The 19,152-nt window shown below is 61.5% G+C and carries 13 protein-coding genes; 6 read left to right on the top strand and 7 right to left on the bottom strand.

Annotation, left to right across the window (positions count from 1 at the left end; genetic code table 11):
* The first annotated feature begins 31 nt into the window (after positions 1–31).
* Positions 32–1,207: a tyrosine-type recombinase/integrase gene (locus OXT71_04450; GenBank protein ID MDE2925631.1), complete on the top strand. Its 1,176-nt coding sequence runs from the start codon at positions 32–34 to the stop codon at positions 1,205–1,207.
* A 1,338-nt stretch (positions 1,208–2,545) separates the two neighbouring features.
* Here the strand turns inward: OXT71_04450 and OXT71_04445 are convergent.
* From OXT71_04445 to bamD, 3 genes are all read right to left on the bottom strand, one after another.
* On the bottom strand, positions 2,546–3,274 hold the full coding sequence (locus OXT71_04445; GenBank protein ID MDE2925630.1) for a hypothetical protein: 729 nt from the start codon (positions 3,272–3,274) through the stop codon (positions 2,546–2,548).
* 716 nt (positions 3,275–3,990) lie between these two features.
* Positions 3,991–4,257 (bottom strand): integration host factor subunit beta, encoded by a 267-nt coding sequence (locus OXT71_04440; protein ID MDE2925629.1) that lies wholly within the window; start codon positions 4,255–4,257, stop codon positions 3,991–3,993.
* Between the two features lie 1,101 nt (positions 4,258–5,358).
* Positions 5,359–5,916 carry an outer membrane protein assembly factor BamD gene (gene bamD / locus OXT71_04435; GenBank protein ID MDE2925628.1) on the bottom strand — a complete coding sequence of 186 codons (558 nt, stop codon included), beginning with the start codon at positions 5,914–5,916 and terminating at the stop codon, positions 5,359–5,361.
* A gap of 685 nt (positions 5,917–6,601) precedes the next feature.
* Between bamD and OXT71_04430 the strand changes: the two genes are divergently transcribed.
* The 3 genes from OXT71_04430 (at position 6,602) to OXT71_04420 (ending at position 8,983) form a co-directional block, all read left to right on the top strand.
* The gene (locus tag OXT71_04430) at positions 6,602–6,832 is read left to right on the top strand and encodes a hypothetical protein (GenBank protein ID MDE2925627.1); all 231 of its coding nucleotides are present in this window, start codon (positions 6,602–6,604) and stop codon (positions 6,830–6,832) included.
* 677 nt (positions 6,833–7,509) lie between these two features.
* Positions 7,510–8,391, top strand: a complete 882-nt coding sequence (locus tag OXT71_04425; protein ID MDE2925626.1) for a hypothetical protein — start codon at positions 7,510–7,512, stop codon at positions 8,389–8,391.
* Between the two features lie 70 nt (positions 8,392–8,461).
* Positions 8,462–8,983 (top strand): hypothetical protein, encoded by a 522-nt coding sequence (locus OXT71_04420; protein MDE2925625.1) that lies wholly within the window; start codon positions 8,462–8,464, stop codon positions 8,981–8,983.
* Between the two features lie 339 nt (positions 8,984–9,322).
* Here OXT71_04420 and OXT71_04415 read toward each other — a convergent pair whose 3' ends face one another.
* Positions 9,323–10,513 (bottom strand): DNA cytosine methyltransferase, encoded by a 1,191-nt coding sequence (locus OXT71_04415; protein MDE2925624.1) that lies wholly within the window; start codon positions 10,511–10,513, stop codon positions 9,323–9,325.
* Between the two features lie 114 nt (positions 10,514–10,627).
* Between OXT71_04415 and OXT71_04410 the strand changes: the two genes are divergently transcribed.
* Both OXT71_04410 and OXT71_04405 read left to right on the top strand, forming a co-directional pair.
* Positions 10,628–10,873 carry a helix-turn-helix transcriptional regulator gene (locus OXT71_04410; protein MDE2925623.1) on the top strand — a complete coding sequence of 82 codons (246 nt, stop codon included), beginning with the start codon at positions 10,628–10,630 and terminating at the stop codon, positions 10,871–10,873.
* The gene (locus OXT71_04405) at positions 10,863–12,035 is read left to right on the top strand and encodes a restriction endonuclease, SacI family (GenBank protein MDE2925622.1); all 1,173 of its coding nucleotides are present in this window, start codon (positions 10,863–10,865) and stop codon (positions 12,033–12,035) included. The genes OXT71_04410 and OXT71_04405 overlap by 11 nt, the downstream gene beginning before the upstream one ends.
* A gap of 961 nt (positions 12,036–12,996) precedes the next feature.
* Here OXT71_04405 and OXT71_04400 read toward each other — a convergent pair.
* The 3 genes from OXT71_04400 to OXT71_04390 all read right to left on the bottom strand — a co-directional run.
* Positions 12,997–14,196 (bottom strand): integrase arm-type DNA-binding domain-containing protein, encoded by a 1,200-nt coding sequence (locus OXT71_04400; GenBank protein ID MDE2925621.1) that lies wholly within the window; start codon positions 14,194–14,196, stop codon positions 12,997–12,999.
* A gap of 469 nt (positions 14,197–14,665) precedes the next feature.
* On the bottom strand, positions 14,666–17,467 hold the full coding sequence (locus tag OXT71_04395; protein ID MDE2925620.1) for a DUF499 domain-containing protein: 2,802 nt from the start codon (positions 17,465–17,467) through the stop codon (positions 14,666–14,668).
* Positions 17,468–17,593: 126 nt separating this feature from the next.
* Positions 17,594–19,152 (bottom strand): DUF1156 domain-containing protein (locus tag OXT71_04390; protein ID MDE2925619.1); only part of this gene is annotated, 1,559 nt, incomplete at its 5' end.

Raw genomic sequence — 19,152 nt, 5'->3', positions numbered from 1 at the left:
ATGAGACGGGTTCCAAAGAAAGGACGGCGAAATGCCCACCGCAAGACTGACCGACAGGCTGCTGAAGAACCTGAAGACGGAACAAACCGTCCAGGAATTCTGGGATCAGTCCTTCCCCGGCTCTTTCGGAGTGCGGGTCATGAAGAGCGGGCGAAAAACCTTCACGTTTCTCTATCGAACCGACGGCCGACGAAGACGGATGAAGCTTGGTGTCTACCCGGCACTTTCTCTGGCACAGGCCAGGTCCCAGGCCTTCAAATTGCTGGGTGCGGTCCAGCGAGGAGAAGACCCGGCGGAAGAACGCCGGCAAGAACGCCAAGCCGGTACATTCGAGGAGTTGGCCGAGTTGTATCTGGAGAGGCACGCCCGACCCAACAAGAAACCGGCCAGCATCAAGGAAGACACGCGCATCTTGAACACCTACCTGCTGCCGGTTTGGGGCCGAAGGAAGTTTCGAACCATCACACGCTCCGATGTCATTCGTCTTCTGGACGACATCCAATTCAATCGTCAGGCTCCGGTCATGGCCAACCGGGTCAAGGCACTGACCTCCACGATCTTCAATTTCGCGTTGAGGAAGGCGCTGGTTCCGGAGACATTTGCCAATCCCTGCACCCACGTCGCGTTGCCGGCCAGGGAAAGGAGTCGTGACCGTGTTCTGAGCGACCATGAAATCCGGGCGCTTTGGAAAGATCTGGAGAACCGAATGGAACCGACCGCCTCCATCTATCGGCTCATCTTGTTGATGGGGCAGAGACCCGGGGAAACGAAAGCGATGCGGTGGCGGGACTTGGACGACGAGAACATCTGGACCATTCCAGCCACAGAAACCAAGAACAAGCGCGAACACAAGGTGCCCTTATCGTCTCAGGCTCTGGCCATCATCCAGGGCCTACACCCCTTGACTGGTGACTCGGAATTTGTCTTCGCGTCCCCCAGAGGTGGACACATCCGCTGGCTCCAAAAGATGAGCCAACGCATTCAGAAAAAAACAGGATTCCATTTTCGACCCCACGACTTGCGGCGGACCTGTGCAACCAATTTGAGCAAGCTCGGCACCGACGATGTCACAATCGCCCGGATTCTGAACCACTCGTGGCCGTTCCGGCACATGACAGCCGTGTACAACCGGTGGGAAAAGCTACCGGAAATGAGCCGAGCGTTGCAGCGGTGGGGAGAACGTCTTGAGCAGAAAATCACTGGCTAAAGGAGCCCAGAGCGGTGGAAGAATAAAACTGGCCGCCGGACGAACGCTGTCCGTGAATCTGATCCAGATTGACTTGGCAGAATTTCTGACGCCAACCCAACCCGGCAACTGACCTTCCCGGTGCGATCCGGATCGATAACGGAGACGAGTGGGATCACCTGTTGTACCAGTGGCAACATGAAGAACGTGGGCTTCCCGGAGCAGGGCCACACCCTCCTCTTAGACCTGTCGGACGGCCAAGGCCACTCGATCCATACCTCCGTTGATCTTCTTGTCAGACATCCATCCTCTTGAGATGCAGGGTGCGGATACGGAACGCGGGCCAACTCGACTCCTCTGGCAGCATAACATCCACGCTGAATCGGCCAATGGAGTTGCCACCAGGGGCGAAGGATCGCTCGTTCGGCGTGGTCAGCGACGGCTATTCCTCGTGGCGGGCAACGCGTTCGCTGGAGGCTGATCTTGACCGCTGAAAAGTGGGGTACGGTGCCGATCCGGGAGTGTAAGGGAGACAATGGACCCGAGTTCCATCCCGGAAGCCTTTTGACTTACACCTCCGATTTCCCCGATCTCTTTGGCGCTCATGCCGTTACGGCCACATTCCCGGTTTCACCACGCCCGCACGGGGAAAGCGGAGGTGGAAGGGAGCGACCCCCCCTTTTTCCTGCCCGGTGCGGGCGCGGGGGCGTGGCGCAACTTACATCTGCGCCACACCCCCTGGGGGGGTCGCTCCCTTCTCATTGATCCCTGCGGACTGTTTCTCTAATTTCCGTAAACCACTCACCATAAACGAGTTATGTATTGTCCGGATCCGGTCTTCCCCCCATTCTTTCCACCGATATGAAACGGATGTCCGCGGCCTTTCGTGGACGTGAATGGACGTAACCGTTCGGTCAAGCCGTGTGGGTTGACTTCCTGAGCCGGGCCTGCGGCCTCGCGCTCTATGGGGGACGAACACCTGACGAAGCGCCTGTCAATGGGCATCGAAAATGTCAGGGTCTGATCGCGACCCCATTCCGGTCGCTCCGCTCCCTCCACGGGGCAGCGAGCCGGGATCGGACTCATCATGACAGACTCTCTCTAGACACGGGCGATTGGGTGCCCATACGGTTCTCCGAGCACCCCCGGGTTCATCCCGACAGTACCGCGCAGATCCAGCTTAAACCCTCCACCCTTCGCAAAGCCGACGACATCAAGGAGATCGTCCGATCGGCCGTCAAGCGTTTCGAACTCAGGACCCCGCGACCAAAGTCTCAGTCTGGAAATTTGAGGAAGAGGAGGCGCCAATGAGAAAGTGGGTTTGAACTGGAAGGTAGGGCGATTGCCCTTGGACTCGAACTAAACACGAGGTCTGTGCATAAAATAATCTTGGATTTGCCGTATCAGTCTTGAGACATCTATCCATGACGCGGAGTAGGTATCATTTCTTCGCCAGCCGACACGCCACATCACGGTGTTACCCACAAGAGACCCGCGTTGGATAAAGGGTGATTCGTTCGCCGTCTGGCAATCAGGTCCCACAGTCGTGCTCTGACCGGCGAAAAATGTGTTCCAGATAATCTCTTGGAGGGTCGGCCAATTCTTGATTGTGTACAGGCAATGCGATAGATCCCCTGCCCCGGGCGTGGATGCCTGCAGAGCCGTTCTTGAATTGCGAGTCTTGATCTGTTCTTCGGCCAAGCCACAAACTACCAACCAGATATCTTCAGGGGGCAACACGAGACGTTCGACTGAATGGAGAAAATCGCTGTAGGGAACAATCACCCTACGCCCTAGATCATTGGAAACATCCAGGTCACCATTTCCGATGCTCAAATAGTAGGTGTGAATAACCATACCGAGTAGCTTCTTCAAATGTATTCTCTGACGATTACGCCACTCGTCGGTCACTTCCACGCTCCACCCACGCAGACGTGTGGGGAGTTTGTTGCCACCGGGGTCGGCTTTCGCGATAGTCGTCGCAATATCTCGGGCCGGGAGTACAAGGTACTTGACGTAGTAGGTCTGCCGCGTGGCTACCGTACTCCCCATCAGCGGCAACGCAAATTCTTGTTTCTGGAGTTTCACAAGATTCTTCCGCAGTATCTCGACTTGGTCTACCAAGAGCATAAGTACCTACTAGCTCTAATCCGCTCACTGGTCAAGCTTGGGAGTACAAAGGTGGAGCCGGTTTAGGCGCTCCACCTCCGGAGCCGGTCCAGAGTCCATCTCCTGAGGGTCTCCAGCCGTTCTTCGTGGATGTCGGGGACGTTCATGCGTCCCATCTTGCCGGTCACGGGTGTCATTCGTGGCCTTCCCGACAGGGATAGATGAGACGGGAGCGACCCTCCAGGCGATGGCACGGCCATGCACATCAGCCTGCCCCGCATTGCCGATCCGGGAGGCAAAAAGGGGGGGTCGCTCCCGTCCACCTCCACTTTCCCCTTGTGGCACCGCCGAGCCGCGAGGCGATGCGTAACCCGAACGGGGACAGCAGGTTAGAGAAAAGTCGCCGTGCACGTCGAAGAGCCCTCATGGTGCACATGCCCCCCGTTGTCTCATGTGCGCCCCCCGACCGCCACGAAATGCCTTCTTTCAGCGGTCGAGCCCAGCCTCATTTCTTAGCTGTTCCCGAACGATTCCTTGAGTTCGATACCGGCACCTTCCAGCATTTTGCGCAGCTTCAGATCCCGCTCGTCGTACTTAAGCGAGCAGGAATTCGGGCAGGTGATTCGGATGGACACCCACTGGGGAGGTTTGTCCGCATCCGTCACTGACGGAGGACTCGTCCGGAGGCAGGGAGGTCAGCCGGAGCGGATTTCTTTCCCGGGTTTGAAGCGAACGGTCTTGCCGGGAGGAATGGGGACCACGGCTCCCGTCCTGGGGTTGCGGCCGATGCCACTCTTCCGCGGCTTGACCAGAAAGACTCCGAAGCCCCGCAACTCAATGCGTTCCCCATGCTTCAGGGCGCGCTTCAACACCTCCAGCACGGTCTCGACGGCCTCTTCGGACCTCGCCTTGGTCAATCCCACCTTTTCGGAGACGCGTGACACAATGTCCTGTTTGATCACAGCTTGGAAGTTCCCCCTGAGGTACTAGCCGTTGTCTTATATTGGGCATCGGTTCGGGATGTCAAGGTTCGGTTCCGGCTCCGCAAGTGAGAAGTCAATCTGGAGTCGGAAGTGGACTTTTCCGGGAGGACCGGTCGGAGACGAGGAAGGGGAACCGGATCACCCGGCGCCCCTTCCTCGATCACTACCATGAGTGATTTTCTGCCGGGAACCACTCCCGGCAGAACCTATCCGGCGGGATACAAACCCTCAGGGGGGAATCCGTCAGCGGGACAGGATCTGGTGCACAGCCGGACCGCAACATTCGCAGCAGGGGCAACATCTCTCGCCCGGCCCAACTCGGAACACCCGGCATCCGGCACCGGTTCGCCCGGATTTCATGAGGGTGGCCGAGTCGCAGTCTCGCAGGTTTCACCGTAGCGGGGAAAACCTCTCTGGAAGCTCCGATAGCCACAGCCCGGACAGAGTTAAGCGCGGCGGGCGCGCAGCCTCCCGACTGCCTGTCTCCTGAGAGTCTCCAGCCGTTCCATGTGGATATCAGGGGCGCTCATGCGACCCATCTTGCCCGTCACGGGTGTCTTTTCATGGCCTTCCGCCAGGATAATTGCGACGGGAGCGACCCCCCAGGGGGTGTTGCGCAAATGTGAATGGCGCAACACCCCCGCGCCCGCACCGGGCAGCAAAAAGGGGGGGTCGCTCCCGTCCACCTCCGTTTTCCCCGTGCGGCCACCCTGTGGCCGGAAATGGGTCCGTAACTGCCTGAAAGGAAAAAAGATCGGGGAAAGCGGTTTTGTGAGTCATCGGGACCACTTTTTGTGAATCCACCCCCTTTTTCCCATTCACATCCCGGATCGGGCGCGAGACCCCCTTTTCGCACCGCCGAAACGAGCCTCCATCGGCCCTCGCGATTGCTAAGTGCGTTCACCGTCGATCACGACCTGGAAGGAGCGACCTTCTGCCGTTGGTTTCAATTCGACCGTCCGCTTCAAGGCGGCCGTCACCCCGCCGTAGGAGTCGAGAGCCCTTGCTTTCCCCGTGAACGTGGCTACAGGTCTGGGGCACAGGGGGGCTCGGAGTTCGGCACTTTCTTGCCAAAGAACTTTATTGGGTATTTGTCCCTTCTTGCGGACCTGGGCACTTGGAGAGATTCTCACGAATTTGCCTGAGAAACTCTTCCGCTGTCGGCGCCAACTCGCTGTCCGGGAACTCGTCCAGAAACTTCTTCAGTTCGACCTCCGCCTTGCGGATGTAGGTGGGGTCCCGCTCATAAGGTTTCCCGAGCCGGTAGTTGATGGCGGCGATCCGCATCTGGGCGTGGTCGGCGCTTTCGTGGGTGGGATAGAATATGATGAAGTCCTTGTATTGAGCACCCGCTTGCAGCAGGTTCTCCTTGCCCCCTTCCTCGTAATAGGAGTCGGCGATGGAAAGGAACGAGGCCGGAGTGTATTCGCTCTCTGGATGGGTGCTGATGAGCGTCTGGAAGGAAAGGCGCGCCTTGATGAAGTGCTTCTTGGCTAGGAATTCCATTCCGTTTTCAAAAAGTGTTTGAGCCGGGCCACGGCGCTCCTCCTGGAGTTCCACTCCCTCGTGGTCCGTGCAGGAGATCAGAAGGATGGTTAGGGAAATTGGCAACAAAAACCGTCTGATCAGAATGCCCATCAAAAAAGTATATCAGGACACATTAGTATGCCTGATGGCGTTCGGGCCACGTTTTGGCGAGTGTTGGCCTCGGACAAGTCTTCAAGTAGGTTCTCCAAAGCCATCCACGCCCTATTGACGAATGATCGACAGACTGAATTCACGGTATCTCTGAGCCAGGCAACGGAAGGGGAAAAGGGCGCGTCGCTTTCAGGAGCCTACTCGGCTGCCTGTTTGTTGCCTGTTCAGCACGTCAGACATGGGGAGTCAACCACTTTACCGATTCGGCGAAGAACCCGGTAATCCATTGAAAACGTTAACGTTCGGTAGTCTTTGACTATTGGAGGTCCGTGGACTCCAGGAACGAGTTTCTCGCCTCGACTCCCAGGTTTCAAGAGCCTGCGCGCCCCGGAAATCGGAGGCATCCATTCGGAGCCGACCGGGTCCGTATGGCCAGGACTTTCGGAACGAGCCGACGTCTCACTTCCGGCTGGAAGCCCGACGAGACCGCGCGAGGGTCCCATTCTCATGGGACGCGCGACGAACAGGAGCGCCCGGTTCACTGGCGGCAAGGTGAACCGCCCGGGGTTCTCGCGCCACTGGGGGGTCTGGGGGGATCGGTTCCCCCGGTCCGTCATCCGTTCCGGGTTGCCGGAGAAACCGCGCCCCGCGCCTCGTCCGGCGCCTGCTCCGGTGCCGCCACGACGTGGAGGCGGCTCTCGACGGCCGGACCACCACCACCCGGACCGGCCGCATCGCCGCTCAGGACCTGGAGCGGACCCCGTCGCCGACCTCCACCTCACGCTCCGAGTTCAGGCCGTCCGGGGTTCGGGCCAGGTCCTCGTCCAAGAGGACGCCGAAAATCCACCTGCACCAGCGGACCCCATTGGCACGTGTCGCCTGTGGTCATCCCTGGATCACGCACCACGTGTCGTGAACGGACGCCTTGCAGAGCCCTAACAGGTCTTCCGGATTCTTCGCAGCGGCCTTCCCGTCAGGGATAATTTCGACGGGAGCGCCCCCCCAGGGGGTGTGGCGCAAATGTGAATGGCGCAACAACCCCGCGCCCGCACCGGGCAGGAAAAAGGGGGGGCGCTACCGTCCACCTCCGATTTCCCCGTGCGGGCACGGCGGAGCCGAAAACATGGCCGTAACAGCATGAGCGACAAAGAGATCGGGGAAATCGCGTGTGTAAGTTGGCAGACTCCCATGATGTAAGTTGCCCCCGTTGTCTCCCTTACACTCCCGGATCGACACGGTGGGGCGCTCTGTACCCGTCAAAATGAGCTCCCCGGCAAGCGTGTCGCCCGCCACGAGAGCGTCGCGAATGTCGTCGTCGATCTCCACGCCAGCGTCGCGATCTTCCGCCCCTGGTCGCCACTCGATGGCCGGTCTCAGCGAGGCCCTGACGCTGCCATAGCCGTCGAATCGGCCCGCGTCCCTTTCAGCACACTCCGCATTTCTGGAAGAAGATTGCCTGACACGAAGGCGAACGGAGGACTGCAAATGGGTCTGATGGTGTTCTGCGTAGGACTTGGGCACCGTCTTCGGGATCTGCTATCCTCACCATTCCGGTTCTCCCTCGTTTCAGAGACAAGATCCTAGTCCAACGCCATGAACGAGACCTTGAGTGTCGGCATTTCCCGTTCACGTATAGACATGGCCGAACGGCTTCGGAAGGCGATCGTGACAACCCGTGACCTCGAACGGTATCTCAATTTCCCAGGAGGTATGTCCGAGGCCCGTTCACGAGCCGCCGACCCGACCGCGATGGACCGGGTCGTGGTCCCGCTGTTACTCCGCAAGGCCCGGATACACACGTCCGCAGTCCTCCGGGCCAAAGAGTCCGGGAATCTGCATTCGCTGGCGGTTCAAATGAGACCGGTTCTCGAATGCGCGGGGCAAATCGTATTCCACGCTTACAGCAGAACCGCCAGACCTGACCTGCGAACGCGCCGTGGTCGTAGGTTCGCCGAGAACGTCGCGGACCGGATCAATTCAGACCATTTCCAGACGCTCAGTCGGGTAACCAGGGGCCAAATTGCCTCCCAAGAGTTGCGTGAAATCGAACTGCAGGCGGAGGCATCCGCAGCCGCGTCCGTTGGCGCCCCCGAACCAATGAGGCGGAAAGGGAAACGTCTGACACAATCGGACAAGGTGTCTTCTCTCATGGGCGGGCGGGAGTCATATGGTTACTTGAGCGACTACTTCACCCACGGCAGGAAAGCGGATTTGAAGGGAAGGTCACGACTGGGAGGCGTCATGACCTTCAATAGGACGGAAGATGCGGTTGTGTTCCTGTGCATGATGGACTACTTGGCGAGACAAGTGTCGGTCATGAACTCAGCTGCGTCCTTTATCCCGGTGGAGGGAGCACAGAATAGTCAGTTGATAGAACAGTCGGAGACTCAATTAAAGGAGATACACGAGTCATCAAAGGTGGTCGAAGTTGCTATCAGCGACACCAGGACGGGAAAGCAGGATGGAAACACTTGAACCTGCTAATGAACAACGCTGCCTGTGCAAAGAGCACCGTGATCTATGCCGAGAACTAGTCCAGGTCCACATGGAAATCGACCCCTCGGGACGGAAGGTCGATCCGGACGAACCCGACTGGATCTTCCGGCTGCGGAAGGTATGCCTCCACACAGTGGCGGCCACAAAGTGCCCGGTTGCCACGGAGGGTCTGCACTTAATGGCGGTTGACCTCAAGGCAGCCTACAGACAGATGCATTCCATCTGGAGGGATCTACCAGACGAGTTCCGACTCGACGCGGATCGCATCTGGTGGGATGTCGAGACTAAGAACGGGCTGTCCGAGTACGACCACCCGACCCCTCTCGGTTTGTTAATGCCGCTCTCCAACGGAGGGTTCTCGGATAAGGAAGAGGATAATCCGGGAGTTTACTTGAGATTCGCAGTGTGGTGGGGCCGCCTCTGGTGCGCCTATGGTCTGGCGCTTGACCACCTCGCGGATTTATTGGGGGCCGAAGAAACGGTCAAGACACGCCTGCTGTCAATCGCATTAAGAGCGAACGATGAGTTTAAGCCAACCCCGACTAGGGTGAAGCTTCAGCGGGGACCGTGAAATCATCCTGTGTCGGATGAGAGCCTAATGCGTGAACAAGATCCTGTGGAAGACAACGAATGGCAATCGTTGAGGAGTCAGCAACCCGACGCCAAATTACTGACCATTCTCCTGATCCTTCGTGAGCTTGTCAATTTCATACCTCCGAGGGTCCAAGCCGCTGATTCTGGTCGGGGGCACTTGATCTTCTTGCGGCGGCCGATCGGCCAGTGCTACCAACACTTCGGTAGGATCAGTCCGGCAGGTCGGAGCTGCTCAGGGGATCGCCCGCCCGGGCTCGATTCGATGTCGGCAGCGCTGTCAAACAACCCGTCCCGGATTGGCCTACCTCCGAACCCCCTAGCCAGGATGATCCGGATACGATCCGATCAGCGTGCGGTACTTCTGGGGCAACTCCATAGTCGGGTCGGGGTCGGGTACAGGCGTCCGAACCGGAGGTATGAGCCGAAGGGGGCCGGGATCGTTCTGGTCTCCCAGTAGCTGACGCCGGATCTCCCTAGCTAGCACTTCGGCGAGGAGTGAAGGGACAGCGTTGCCCAACATCCTTTGCGCGACCGTGCGGCTGCACTCAAACTCCAAGGCGGGGAAGGTCTGGAGACGGCACATTTCCTCGACTGAGAGCTTGCGGTTGCGCCAATGGAATGGACCGATGGACGAGCCCGGGTGTGCCTGAATCGTCCAAGACGGCAGACTCTTGGCGAGCTTGAGGAGGAAGCTCCAGTAACGGGTTCGCCAACCGAACAGTTGTGATCCGCCGCCTCGATTCGTGTGCCAAAGATAGTTCTTCCCCTCGGGAATGGTGGGCAGTAGGTCCGCCCACTTGCCGCCAACCGTAAGCGCAGGCTCGCCCGGCTGATCGATCAAGTCCCCGATCGCATCCCAAGCGGTCCGGTACGGCTCGCGGTGGTCGAATAGCCTATTCTCCCCCGCTTCCATGTGAGTGGGCTCCGGGAAACGGAACTCCACCCCATCGCGACTCCCAATCAAGAAGACTCGCTCGCGGCGTTGCGGTACGCCATAGTGCGCCGCGTTGAGCATTCTCCAACTAACTACGTAGTTAGTCCCAGTCTCGCGGTTGATGCGCTCGAAGCCTTCGATCAGATGCCGTAGCCCTTCGTCCTTCCCTTTGTAGACCAAGCCGTACACGTTCTCTAGGAGAAACGCCTTCGGTCGCGTGTCCCGCAGAACCCGCAGGTACGCCGAAAGGGTATCTGCACGGGGATCTTCGAGTCGGCCCGCGTCTCCATTTACCCAGTAGGACGACTTCGAAAAGGGCTGGCAGGGGGGGCCACCGATCAGTACATCTGCCTCTCCCGCCCCCAGATCGGCCTTTTCCAGAATCGCCGCCGATGCGATCCCGTGGATGTCTCCTTCGAGAAGTCCCCACTGCGGTCTGTTGAGCCGCACCGTGCGACAGGAAGCTGGATCCATCTCCACGGCCACCCTCGTGTCGAAGCCGGCCGCCTCGAAACCAAAATCAAGGCCGCCGGCACCGGTGTACAGGCTGATCGCTGTTAGCCGCCGTCCCACGAGGCCGCCTCCTATCGGTGTTTTCTGGCGAGTTGGTCTAGTATATTACGAACGAGTGAAAGCTATCCAAAGATACTTGTATTGTCAATACAACCACGGGCTGCGGAGAGTCTCTTGCTACGGGTACGGCTTCGGAAGGCAATGGAGGAGCATCAGCGCCGGACCGGCGAGCGCATGACCTATGAGCTTCTTGCTGCTCGCACCGGGCTCGCAAAGACTACGGTCGAGTCTATCGCCGCCCGCAGGACCTACAACACCCGCCTCAGTACGATCGAGAAACTCTGCATCGCGTTAGGCTGCGCGCCCGGCGATCTTCTCGAACTGCGCGCCTCCGATGAGGACACCCACGATGCGGATTGACAGAGAACTCGCCGCCCAGGCGCTGCGTGACTCGGTCGCTCCACCGCGTCAGGTCCTCCCCTCTGGAGCTTCCCAACTGGGCGTCCCGCAGTCTTCGCGCCATGACGTAGCGGATCAGCCTGATGCGGCTCACGCCGTCTCGGCGTGGACGGATCGAGTCGAGCACCTCTCGCAACTCTGCGCGGAGGCCAAGTCCAACACGCACATCGCCTTTCTGGGAACAGCCATGCTCGCGAAGGCGGTTGATCGTCGCGCCGACTTGTTCGCCATCAAGCCGACCCATGCGCCTGGGAATCCGAACGCGTTTTCCGCACGCAGCCTCTGCCATAGCGTTCTCGTTCCGCTAGCTGCGGAGCTGGGCTTCCACATCGGCGTGACTGGCCGCGAGCCGCTAAACAACCAACCGTACTTTCGAATGTCGCGACTGGATGACGGTACGCCGGTACATCCGCGCGCCCGTGCAGCGTTCGAATACACGGTTCGGCTGGTGCGGAAGCTGAACGATCTCGAGGACGAGGCGGAAGCGCGGGCCGCCCTCCGGGCCTTCGTTGCTGTGCGCCGCCGCTACCAACCTCATTACACGTGGCAGGAGGGCGAGTTCGAGATCACTCCAGATCGGTTGGCCGAAGTAATCCGGGAATTCGTCGAGCAAGATTCGGAGGGTGGACGACGCGCCCAGGCCGTAGTCGCTGGTCTGATGGATCTGTTCGCTGGCCCCGACCGGGTAGAGACCGGTCGAGTCAACGACCCCAGCCGGAAGCATCCGGGCGATGTCTGCGTGCTAATGGATTCCGATACTACCGACATCGAGAAGGCGATCGAGGTCCGGGACAAGCCGGTGACGGCGTCCGATGTCCGTATCTTTGTCCGAAAATGCATCCAAATGGGCGCACGGGAAGCGGCGTTAGTCATTGTGTGCATTCGCCAAGAGTCGTTGGAGCAGGCTACGCTGACAGAATGGGCCGATGACCTTGGCGTCGGCCTGACCGTTTTCGAGAGTTGGTCCGACTTCGTCGAGCAGGTCCTCTTCTGGAGCCAGCCGCCCAAACCGATTGCCGCACACGAAGCCGTCACCTCGATCCGTGACCGGCTGATTGGCGTCGAGGCCACGCCGGAGGCAGTGACACGTTGGCTTGAGCTGACACAGGGCGAGCTTGGCTAAGGTTACGCGCTACAGAGTCAAGCCTCTCCAAAAGTTCAGCAGCTTGGCGGGAGTCTTCTCGCCGAGATCACCTTCGGTCACCTATTCCGGGTGAGGTTCGGTTGTGGGCAAGTATCGGTGCCTTGTGAGGCCCGGGCTCAATTCTTTTTTTCGGTCTGTTCCCGATGGCGCGGCGTCCGCAATGCGTGCTGGCAACGGTCACTGAGGCGGGCCACGATACCAGCGTCACGTCCACACTAGGTACAAGGGCGCGACTCCATCCAACGCCAAAGGCTCTCGTTGATCTCTCCGCCACGCTCGCAATGTTGCTCGCCCGGCCCGACCAGGAACTCCCGTCATCCGGCATCGGTTTGCCGGAAGTTCATAAGGGTGGCCGAGTCGCAGTCTCGCAGGCTTCACCGCAGCGGGGACAGTCTCTCTGGACGTTCCGATAGCCGCAGTCCGGACAGCGGTCAGCGCGGCGGGCGCGGAGCCTCTCCACCGCCTGCTTCCTGAGGGCCTCCAGCCGTTGCTCGTGGATGCCGGAGACTTCATGCGGCCCATCAGGCCCGTCACGGGTGTCATTTCTGGCCTTCCCGCCAAGGGATATTTTGGAAGGGAGCGACCCCCCCAGGGGGTGTTGCGCAAGTGTAAGTTGCGCCACACCCCCGCGCCCGCACCGGGCAGGAAAAAGGGGGGGGTCGCTCCCGTCCACCTCCACTTTCCCCGTGCGGCCACCCGGTGGCCGGAAATGGGGCCGTAACCGCAAGAGGGGCAAGGAGATCGGGGAACTCGCGCGTGTAAGTGAAATCACTCCCCTGATGTAAGTCGCCCCCGTTGTCTCACTTACACTCCCGGATCGACACCGAACCCCACTTTTCAGCGGTCAAGATCGACCTCCCGGAAGCCGGCTCGAACGCCAGATCGCGAAAACTGCCGGTGGGACGATCACGGCGGATCAACGGAGCCGATCAGATACCGGTTACCGACTCTCGCCGGCCAGATAGCTCGCCCAGTCGTCCATGAGGCGACGCCGGCGCTCGAACAGGTCCGTGCGCCGGTAGGCCGCCTCGATCGGGTTGCGGACCTTGTGCGCCAACGCCGCCTCCGCCACCTCGCGCGGATGATCCGTCTCCTCCGCCACCCAGTCGCGAAAGCTCGACCGGAACCCGTGCGGCACCGCCGCGATCTTCAACCCCCGCAGCAGTTCCGACATGGCCGTATTCCCGATGGGCTTTCCACCCACCCTCGGAAAAACGAGCGGGCGGCCGCCACCGAGCGCCTGCGCCTCCTCCAGGATCTCCAACGCTCGTTGGGCCAAGGGGACCCGATGCTCCCGATTCCCCTTCGTCCGTGCGGCCGGGATGGTCCACACTCCTTCCTCCTGGTCGATCTCCTTCCACGCGGCCCCACGGACCTCGCCGGAGCGTGTCGCCGTCAGGACCAGGAACTCGAACATCAGCTTCAACAACGGCCGCGCCTTCGACGCCCGCACCGTCCGGAGTGCGGACGCTACTTCACCGTGAGGCAATGCCCGCATGTGACGCACGGCGTTTCCCTGCGAGCCGAGCACCGGACCGATCCGGTCACAGGGGTTGTCGGGCCGAAGATCCATCGCCACGGCCCACTCCAGGACCGCGCGGATGCGCTGGCGCAGCTTGCGGGCGGTGGAGGCCTTCTCGTGCCAGATCGGAGCGAGGATGCCGATCAGGTCGGCGCTCGTCACCTCCGCAATCGGCATCTTCCCGATATGAGGCAGGACGTGGCGCTCCAGGCTTCCCAGCCAGAGCTGCGCATGCAGGGGGGAGCGCCAGCCCGGCCGCAACTGCTTCCAGACCGTCCGGGCGGCGTCGGCGAAAGTGGGCATCGACTCGGCCCGCCGCTTCTCGGCCCGGGGGTCGCCCCCCTCTCGGGCCAGCTTCCGGTTCGCGAAGGCCTTCTCACGGGCTTCCTTGAGCGAGACGAGGGGGAATCCGCCGAGCCCGAGTTCGGTTCGGCGGCCCCGGATGGTGATGCGCTGAATCCAGCCACGGCTGCCCGTGGGCCGGACGTCGAGATAGAGTCCGTGGCCGTCGCAATAGCGTCCGGCCTGGTTCACGTTTCGGACAAGGGCCGGCGTCAGGGCGTTGAGGGGATGCCGGCCGCGCGGCTTGCGTTTCGGAGTTCGTTTTGTAAGTGTCATACATACCACTATACCTACCACAATATGGTGGATACAAGGGGATGAAGCGGATCGGTATGGGACAAGTTCGGACGTCTGACCTAGTGATAAGTCAATCTAATACAAACACTTATGAACCATACTGGACTTAACTGGACGATGTATCCGATTCAATCAAGGATTCCCTGCGGGAAGGCTCCTGCGAAGATTGAGGAAGGGAGAATTCCAGGCTGTCGTGAGAGAATGCGTCGCATGGGGGAGCACAACGGTAACCTGCGACAGGCGGCAAAGCGAGCGGCCGAGGCGCCTCGACGCCGGCGCACCTGGTGCTGTGCGCACTGCGGCTATCAGGGCCACCGAAAACCCTGTCCCCGGTGCGCCCACCCGTGCGAACCCCTCCCGTTCAGGAGAAGGAAACCCTGAGCTTCGAGTACACCAGCGCCTGCGTGAAGACACCGCCGTGGAGACAGGCCAAGCCTTGGATTGCCAATCAGCCTGAGGAATCGCCTGCGGACGTTGAGCGCAAAGAACGGACGTCTCGCGTGACGATGCGAACCCGCTCCCCCAGATCCAGATCCCGGAGGGCCTGAATCAGTTCGGACTCGAGACTCTGGACCCTCTTGGAGTTGACGGTCGCCGACAGTTCAATGCCGACACGGAGGTCGTCCAAGGCCCGGAGCTTGGGCAGAATCCTGACTCCGAGCCGATTCCAGACTTCGGCGGGGATCGTGCCGAGGACCTGGAGGATCGCTCTCGACTCCTCGCCGGTGGTCGGAGGTTCCGGATCCGGCTCGGGTTCAGCCCCCGCCTGGCTGGACGTCGGCGGCTCGGGAGAAGACGGCTCCGGTTCGGGAGGGGTTCTCAGGGCATCGGACTTCCTCTTGGTCAGGAGAAAGACCTCCGGATCGAACGCGACTTCCTCCTGCCGGATCGGCTCCGCATACCAGAACCGTCCGTAACCTCCATCGGGCCGGGCACTGGACGCCAAACCGAACTCGCCGGCGGCCACGAGGGCGGCGATCTGCCGTCGAAGGACCTTCTCGGGATCGCTCAGCCGCGTCAGCGAACCGTCAAGGAAGCTCTGGCGCAGACTTCTGAGCGGCCAAGCCCCGGAGTCGGCGAACGCGGGCGGCCAGTGCCGGTCGATGTAGCCGGCCCCCACCGACTCGTTGAGAAGCGCCTCGGCCTTCATGGCGCTCGTTATGCGGCCGCAAAGAGTCTGGCTCCCGCTGGAATGGCCCGCGCCCAGGTCGATGACCTTGAGGCCGGTCTCCGCGTTATTGTCCGACAGGACGACGAAGCGGTAACTCGCCCAGACCTCGTCTCTGGCGGCCCCCTCGGAATCCCTGACCCGGGCACTCACCCCGGCACGGTCCGTGCGGTCGAAGTCCGCGCCCAGGACACCCTGCGCCACTTCGTCGGCGACTCGCTGCCATGCCAGCCAAAGCTCGACCTTGTCGAGCAGCTGCCGTCCGGGTTTTCTGACGCACCATACGAGAGAAGCGGGATGGAGCCGATCCGTGCCGCGCTTTCTGGTCCACTTGGCGATCCGCTCGGCCGCGATCCCGCCGACCGTCCACTCCGTCTCCGGATCGCACACCACGAGCGAGAGGCGCGGCGTGTCCGGAATGTCCATTGTGGTGGCGGGGAAAGGGACGAGGGGCAGCGTGGCTCCCCGCGCGAATTCCGCTTCGACGAGCTTGCGGATGGCTGGTTTGACCTCGGTCTCCTCGTCCAGCGAGGCGCGGCGGTCGCTGACCACCTTCCTCAGGGTGGCTTGGTGGTGGATGCGGTATCCGTCCGTCCCCACGCTACGGACGAAGAACCCGGCCGCCTCCAAGGCGGCCGCCGCGTTGTCGACGGTCGTCGTGTCGATCTCGGGCTCGCCGAGCGCGAACCGCAATTCGGGCAGGTGCGCAACCTTGTCCACCTGACCGCCGGACGACTCGAAGAGGATGGCCGTGCCGGTGCGGCGATGGATGTCGCGCAGGGCACCCCTGGCGTCCGCGTCCAGCGCGCGAGCGTGAGCCTGTTGTCCGGCCAAGTCGGCCTCGATGGCCGCGTCGAGGCGCGGCTCCCCCAACTGGCCCAGCACCACTGCGCGGAACTCCGGCACATGAACCGGCGCGGATCCCAGCGTGATCAACGGCTCCGTGCGCGCTTTTCGAAAGTGTTCGCGAGCGGCCCACGATACCCACTGGGCGAGCATCGCGAGCGCGCCCCGAGTCTGCTGAAACTGCGGCAGCGCTCGCCATTTCCGCTGAAACACCGAGAGCGTCGCCGGGTGAAATGGATAGCAGGCCTCGAACCGGGTGCGCAGGAACTCCCGGGCCTTCGCCTCGGTCGTCGCCGTGTCCACGGCCAGCCATTCGCGCGGGAGTCGCGCAGTGCGCTCGAAACACCAGTTTGCATAGGTGTTGGCCACCCTCCTGCGGAGCCGAGCTCCGCCGAGATCCTCGAAGAGCCGCCGCCGGACGACCTCGCTGATCTCCGCCTCGTCGTTCGCGATGAGGTCGCGAGCGACCCGGCCGACGACCTTCTGGATCTTTTCCTGCCATTGCTGGTCCCAGTCGGTCATTTCGACTTGGCTGCGCGGCAGGCTGATGACTGCGGCCGCGCGGGTGGTCCCGGTGACGGCGACGGTGAGGTTCTGGATGAATGCGTGAAAGCTATCGGCCATGCTGCGGTGGCGGTTCACGAAGTTGAGAACCTCGTCGAACAGGAGCAGAACGGGCGCTTCTGCGGCGGCGAACACCTTGCCCAGCGTCGCGGTCCCGGGGGGCGTGGTCCGTGTTGCGGTCCCGAGCGCCGCGACGCCGGGCTCGCCCGCCACCTGGCGAGCCAAGTCGATCCATGGCGTCTCCCGGCCCTCGGCCGGGTCCCACGCGTTGCCGACGAACACGCCGACCCGCGCCGAAGGCACGGCTGCAAGCCCCTCCCCTTCGAGGAGACTCCCCACGCCTTGGAACTCGGAGGCCGCCTCGCCCGTGCTGGCGAGGTGATAGAGGGAGGTCAGGGTGTGAGTCTTCCCGCCTCCGAACTGAGTGATGAGGGTGAGGACCGGTGCCGTGTTCTCCGTCTTGCCCGAGAGTCGGCGCAGCGCCATGCCAACGTGCTCCCTCAGCGCCCGCGTGAAGCATGTGCGCGCGAAGAACTGCGCCGGGTCGCTGTAGTCGGGTGGCGCGGTTCCGGCGACCACCTGTTCGAGCGCGATGGCGAATTGGTCCGGACTGAAGGAGCGGCCTTCCCGTACCTCCCAGCGCAACGTCGCCACTCTGTACCAAGGTTCCATGTCGACTGTCCTCATGGCTCGCGCTTGTCCGTACCCCAACCCCAGGCAGACGGCTTCAGCGCTGCGGTTCGGGCGACAGCATTTCCGGTGGCCTGCCAGTAAGCTCGACGACCCGTCTCCGGAATGTCAACGCGGGACGGCCAATATCATGGCATCCAGAAGGCGCTTCTCCCGGCTCCAGCGGGGGTAGAGAGCAGAAAGCGCGTTGGCCAGTCGCAGGAAATCGGGTCCCCGCTCCTGTTCGGCCGCGATCAGCTTCCTGAGCACGTTCGCGTGACCGCTTGCCTGGAGGAGCATACTCGCATGGACGCGGTCGAGCGTCGTCGCGTCGGGTCCCTGCAGCGTGTCGTCGGGATCAAGGATCGATCTTGCCCCGAGCCGCCGGCGTACGATCGGTGTCGGCGTCGTCTCCCAATCGGGGAAAAGAGCCGGTTGCAGGTCCGCCCGCGGATCCCTCTCCAACCAGTCAGCCGCCGCGTCCGCGCCGTCCCGGCCGAACAACTCATCGGCCCGCTCCGACACGGGCAGCAGGCGCACGACACCCTTCTTTTGGCCGATGATGCGACCCGTCCATCGGTCGAGTTCGATGCCCATGGGTTGCGAGAACCGGCGAACCACGTCGTAGGGAAGGCTGAGTCCTTTCGCCGCCTTGACGGCCGCCGGATCCTCCTTGGTCGGTGCCCCTTCAGCAACTTCTGTGCTCTGATGAGTCCACAGAAACAGGGCGGTGAGCCGCGCATCCTCTTCGAGCGTGCCCGCGTCGGCCGTGCCGAGCACCTGCTCGAGCGCGGCGCGCCCCACGACCTGCCAGACTCTCTCCAAGTACTCGGGTAAGCCGACCTCGCGCCCCTCGGCGGTTTCGACGGCGCGATAGCGGCTGAACACCTCGAGCGCTGGCCCAACACAAGCGAACACCAGATCGGCCCCACGGATGCCTTCCTGCTGAAGCCGTTTCATCCATGCGGCCACGCGTACAGGAAGCTCCTGAAGGACCGAAGCCCAGTCGCCGACGGGAGCATCATCCGGGCGAGGACGGCAAATCAGGTGAACGCTCGTGGCCAAGGCGGCGGAGTCCCGGGCGCGCAGGCGCGACCCCATTTCGGTGGCGATGGGCCACGATCCGGTGACTGTCCAGCCGCCGCGGATCATTCCCGAAAGCAGCGCCTCCCATCCCTCCGTAGTCTTGTGGGCGAAGACCACCGAGCCCACGCCGTCCTCGCGCAGTATGCGACGCCCCTCGGCGAACGCCTCGGCCATACCGTCTTCGTAGAATTGATGATCCTTGTGTCCATATCGAACAGAGTCCCAACGAGCCATCTCGCAAAGCTCCTGCTCCTTGGGTGTGAGTCCACCGTGGGACTCGTAGAGGGTACTGCCAAACAGAGGGTGGCCGGGCAGGACTCGCTTCAGCCACACAAAGAAGAAATCAGACAGATCTGCATACGGCACAGCGAAGTAATAGGGTGGGTCGGTGAACCAGATTCCCGCAGTTTGGTCGGGGAGCGGATGTTCGGTGGCGTCTGCGGGTTGCACTTGGCCAGTTGGAGCGAGTTCCCCTTGAAGGCTGTCAAGGGTCTTGGCACCCCACTCAACGGCGGCTAAGTAGTTCCCGGAAGAGTTGCACCAGGGATTAAGGAAGGTCTGATTAAGTCGAGTCAGCGTTCTGCACGATAATTCTTCCATCA

The sequence above is a fragment of the Acidobacteriota bacterium genome, assembly GCA_028874215.1.
In the GTDB taxonomy this organism is placed as follows: domain Bacteria; phylum Acidobacteriota; class UBA6911; order RPQK01; family JAJDTT01; genus JAJDTT01.
Note: the sequence above shows the minus strand (reverse complement) of the source record. Positions and strands in the feature narration are given on the sequence as shown.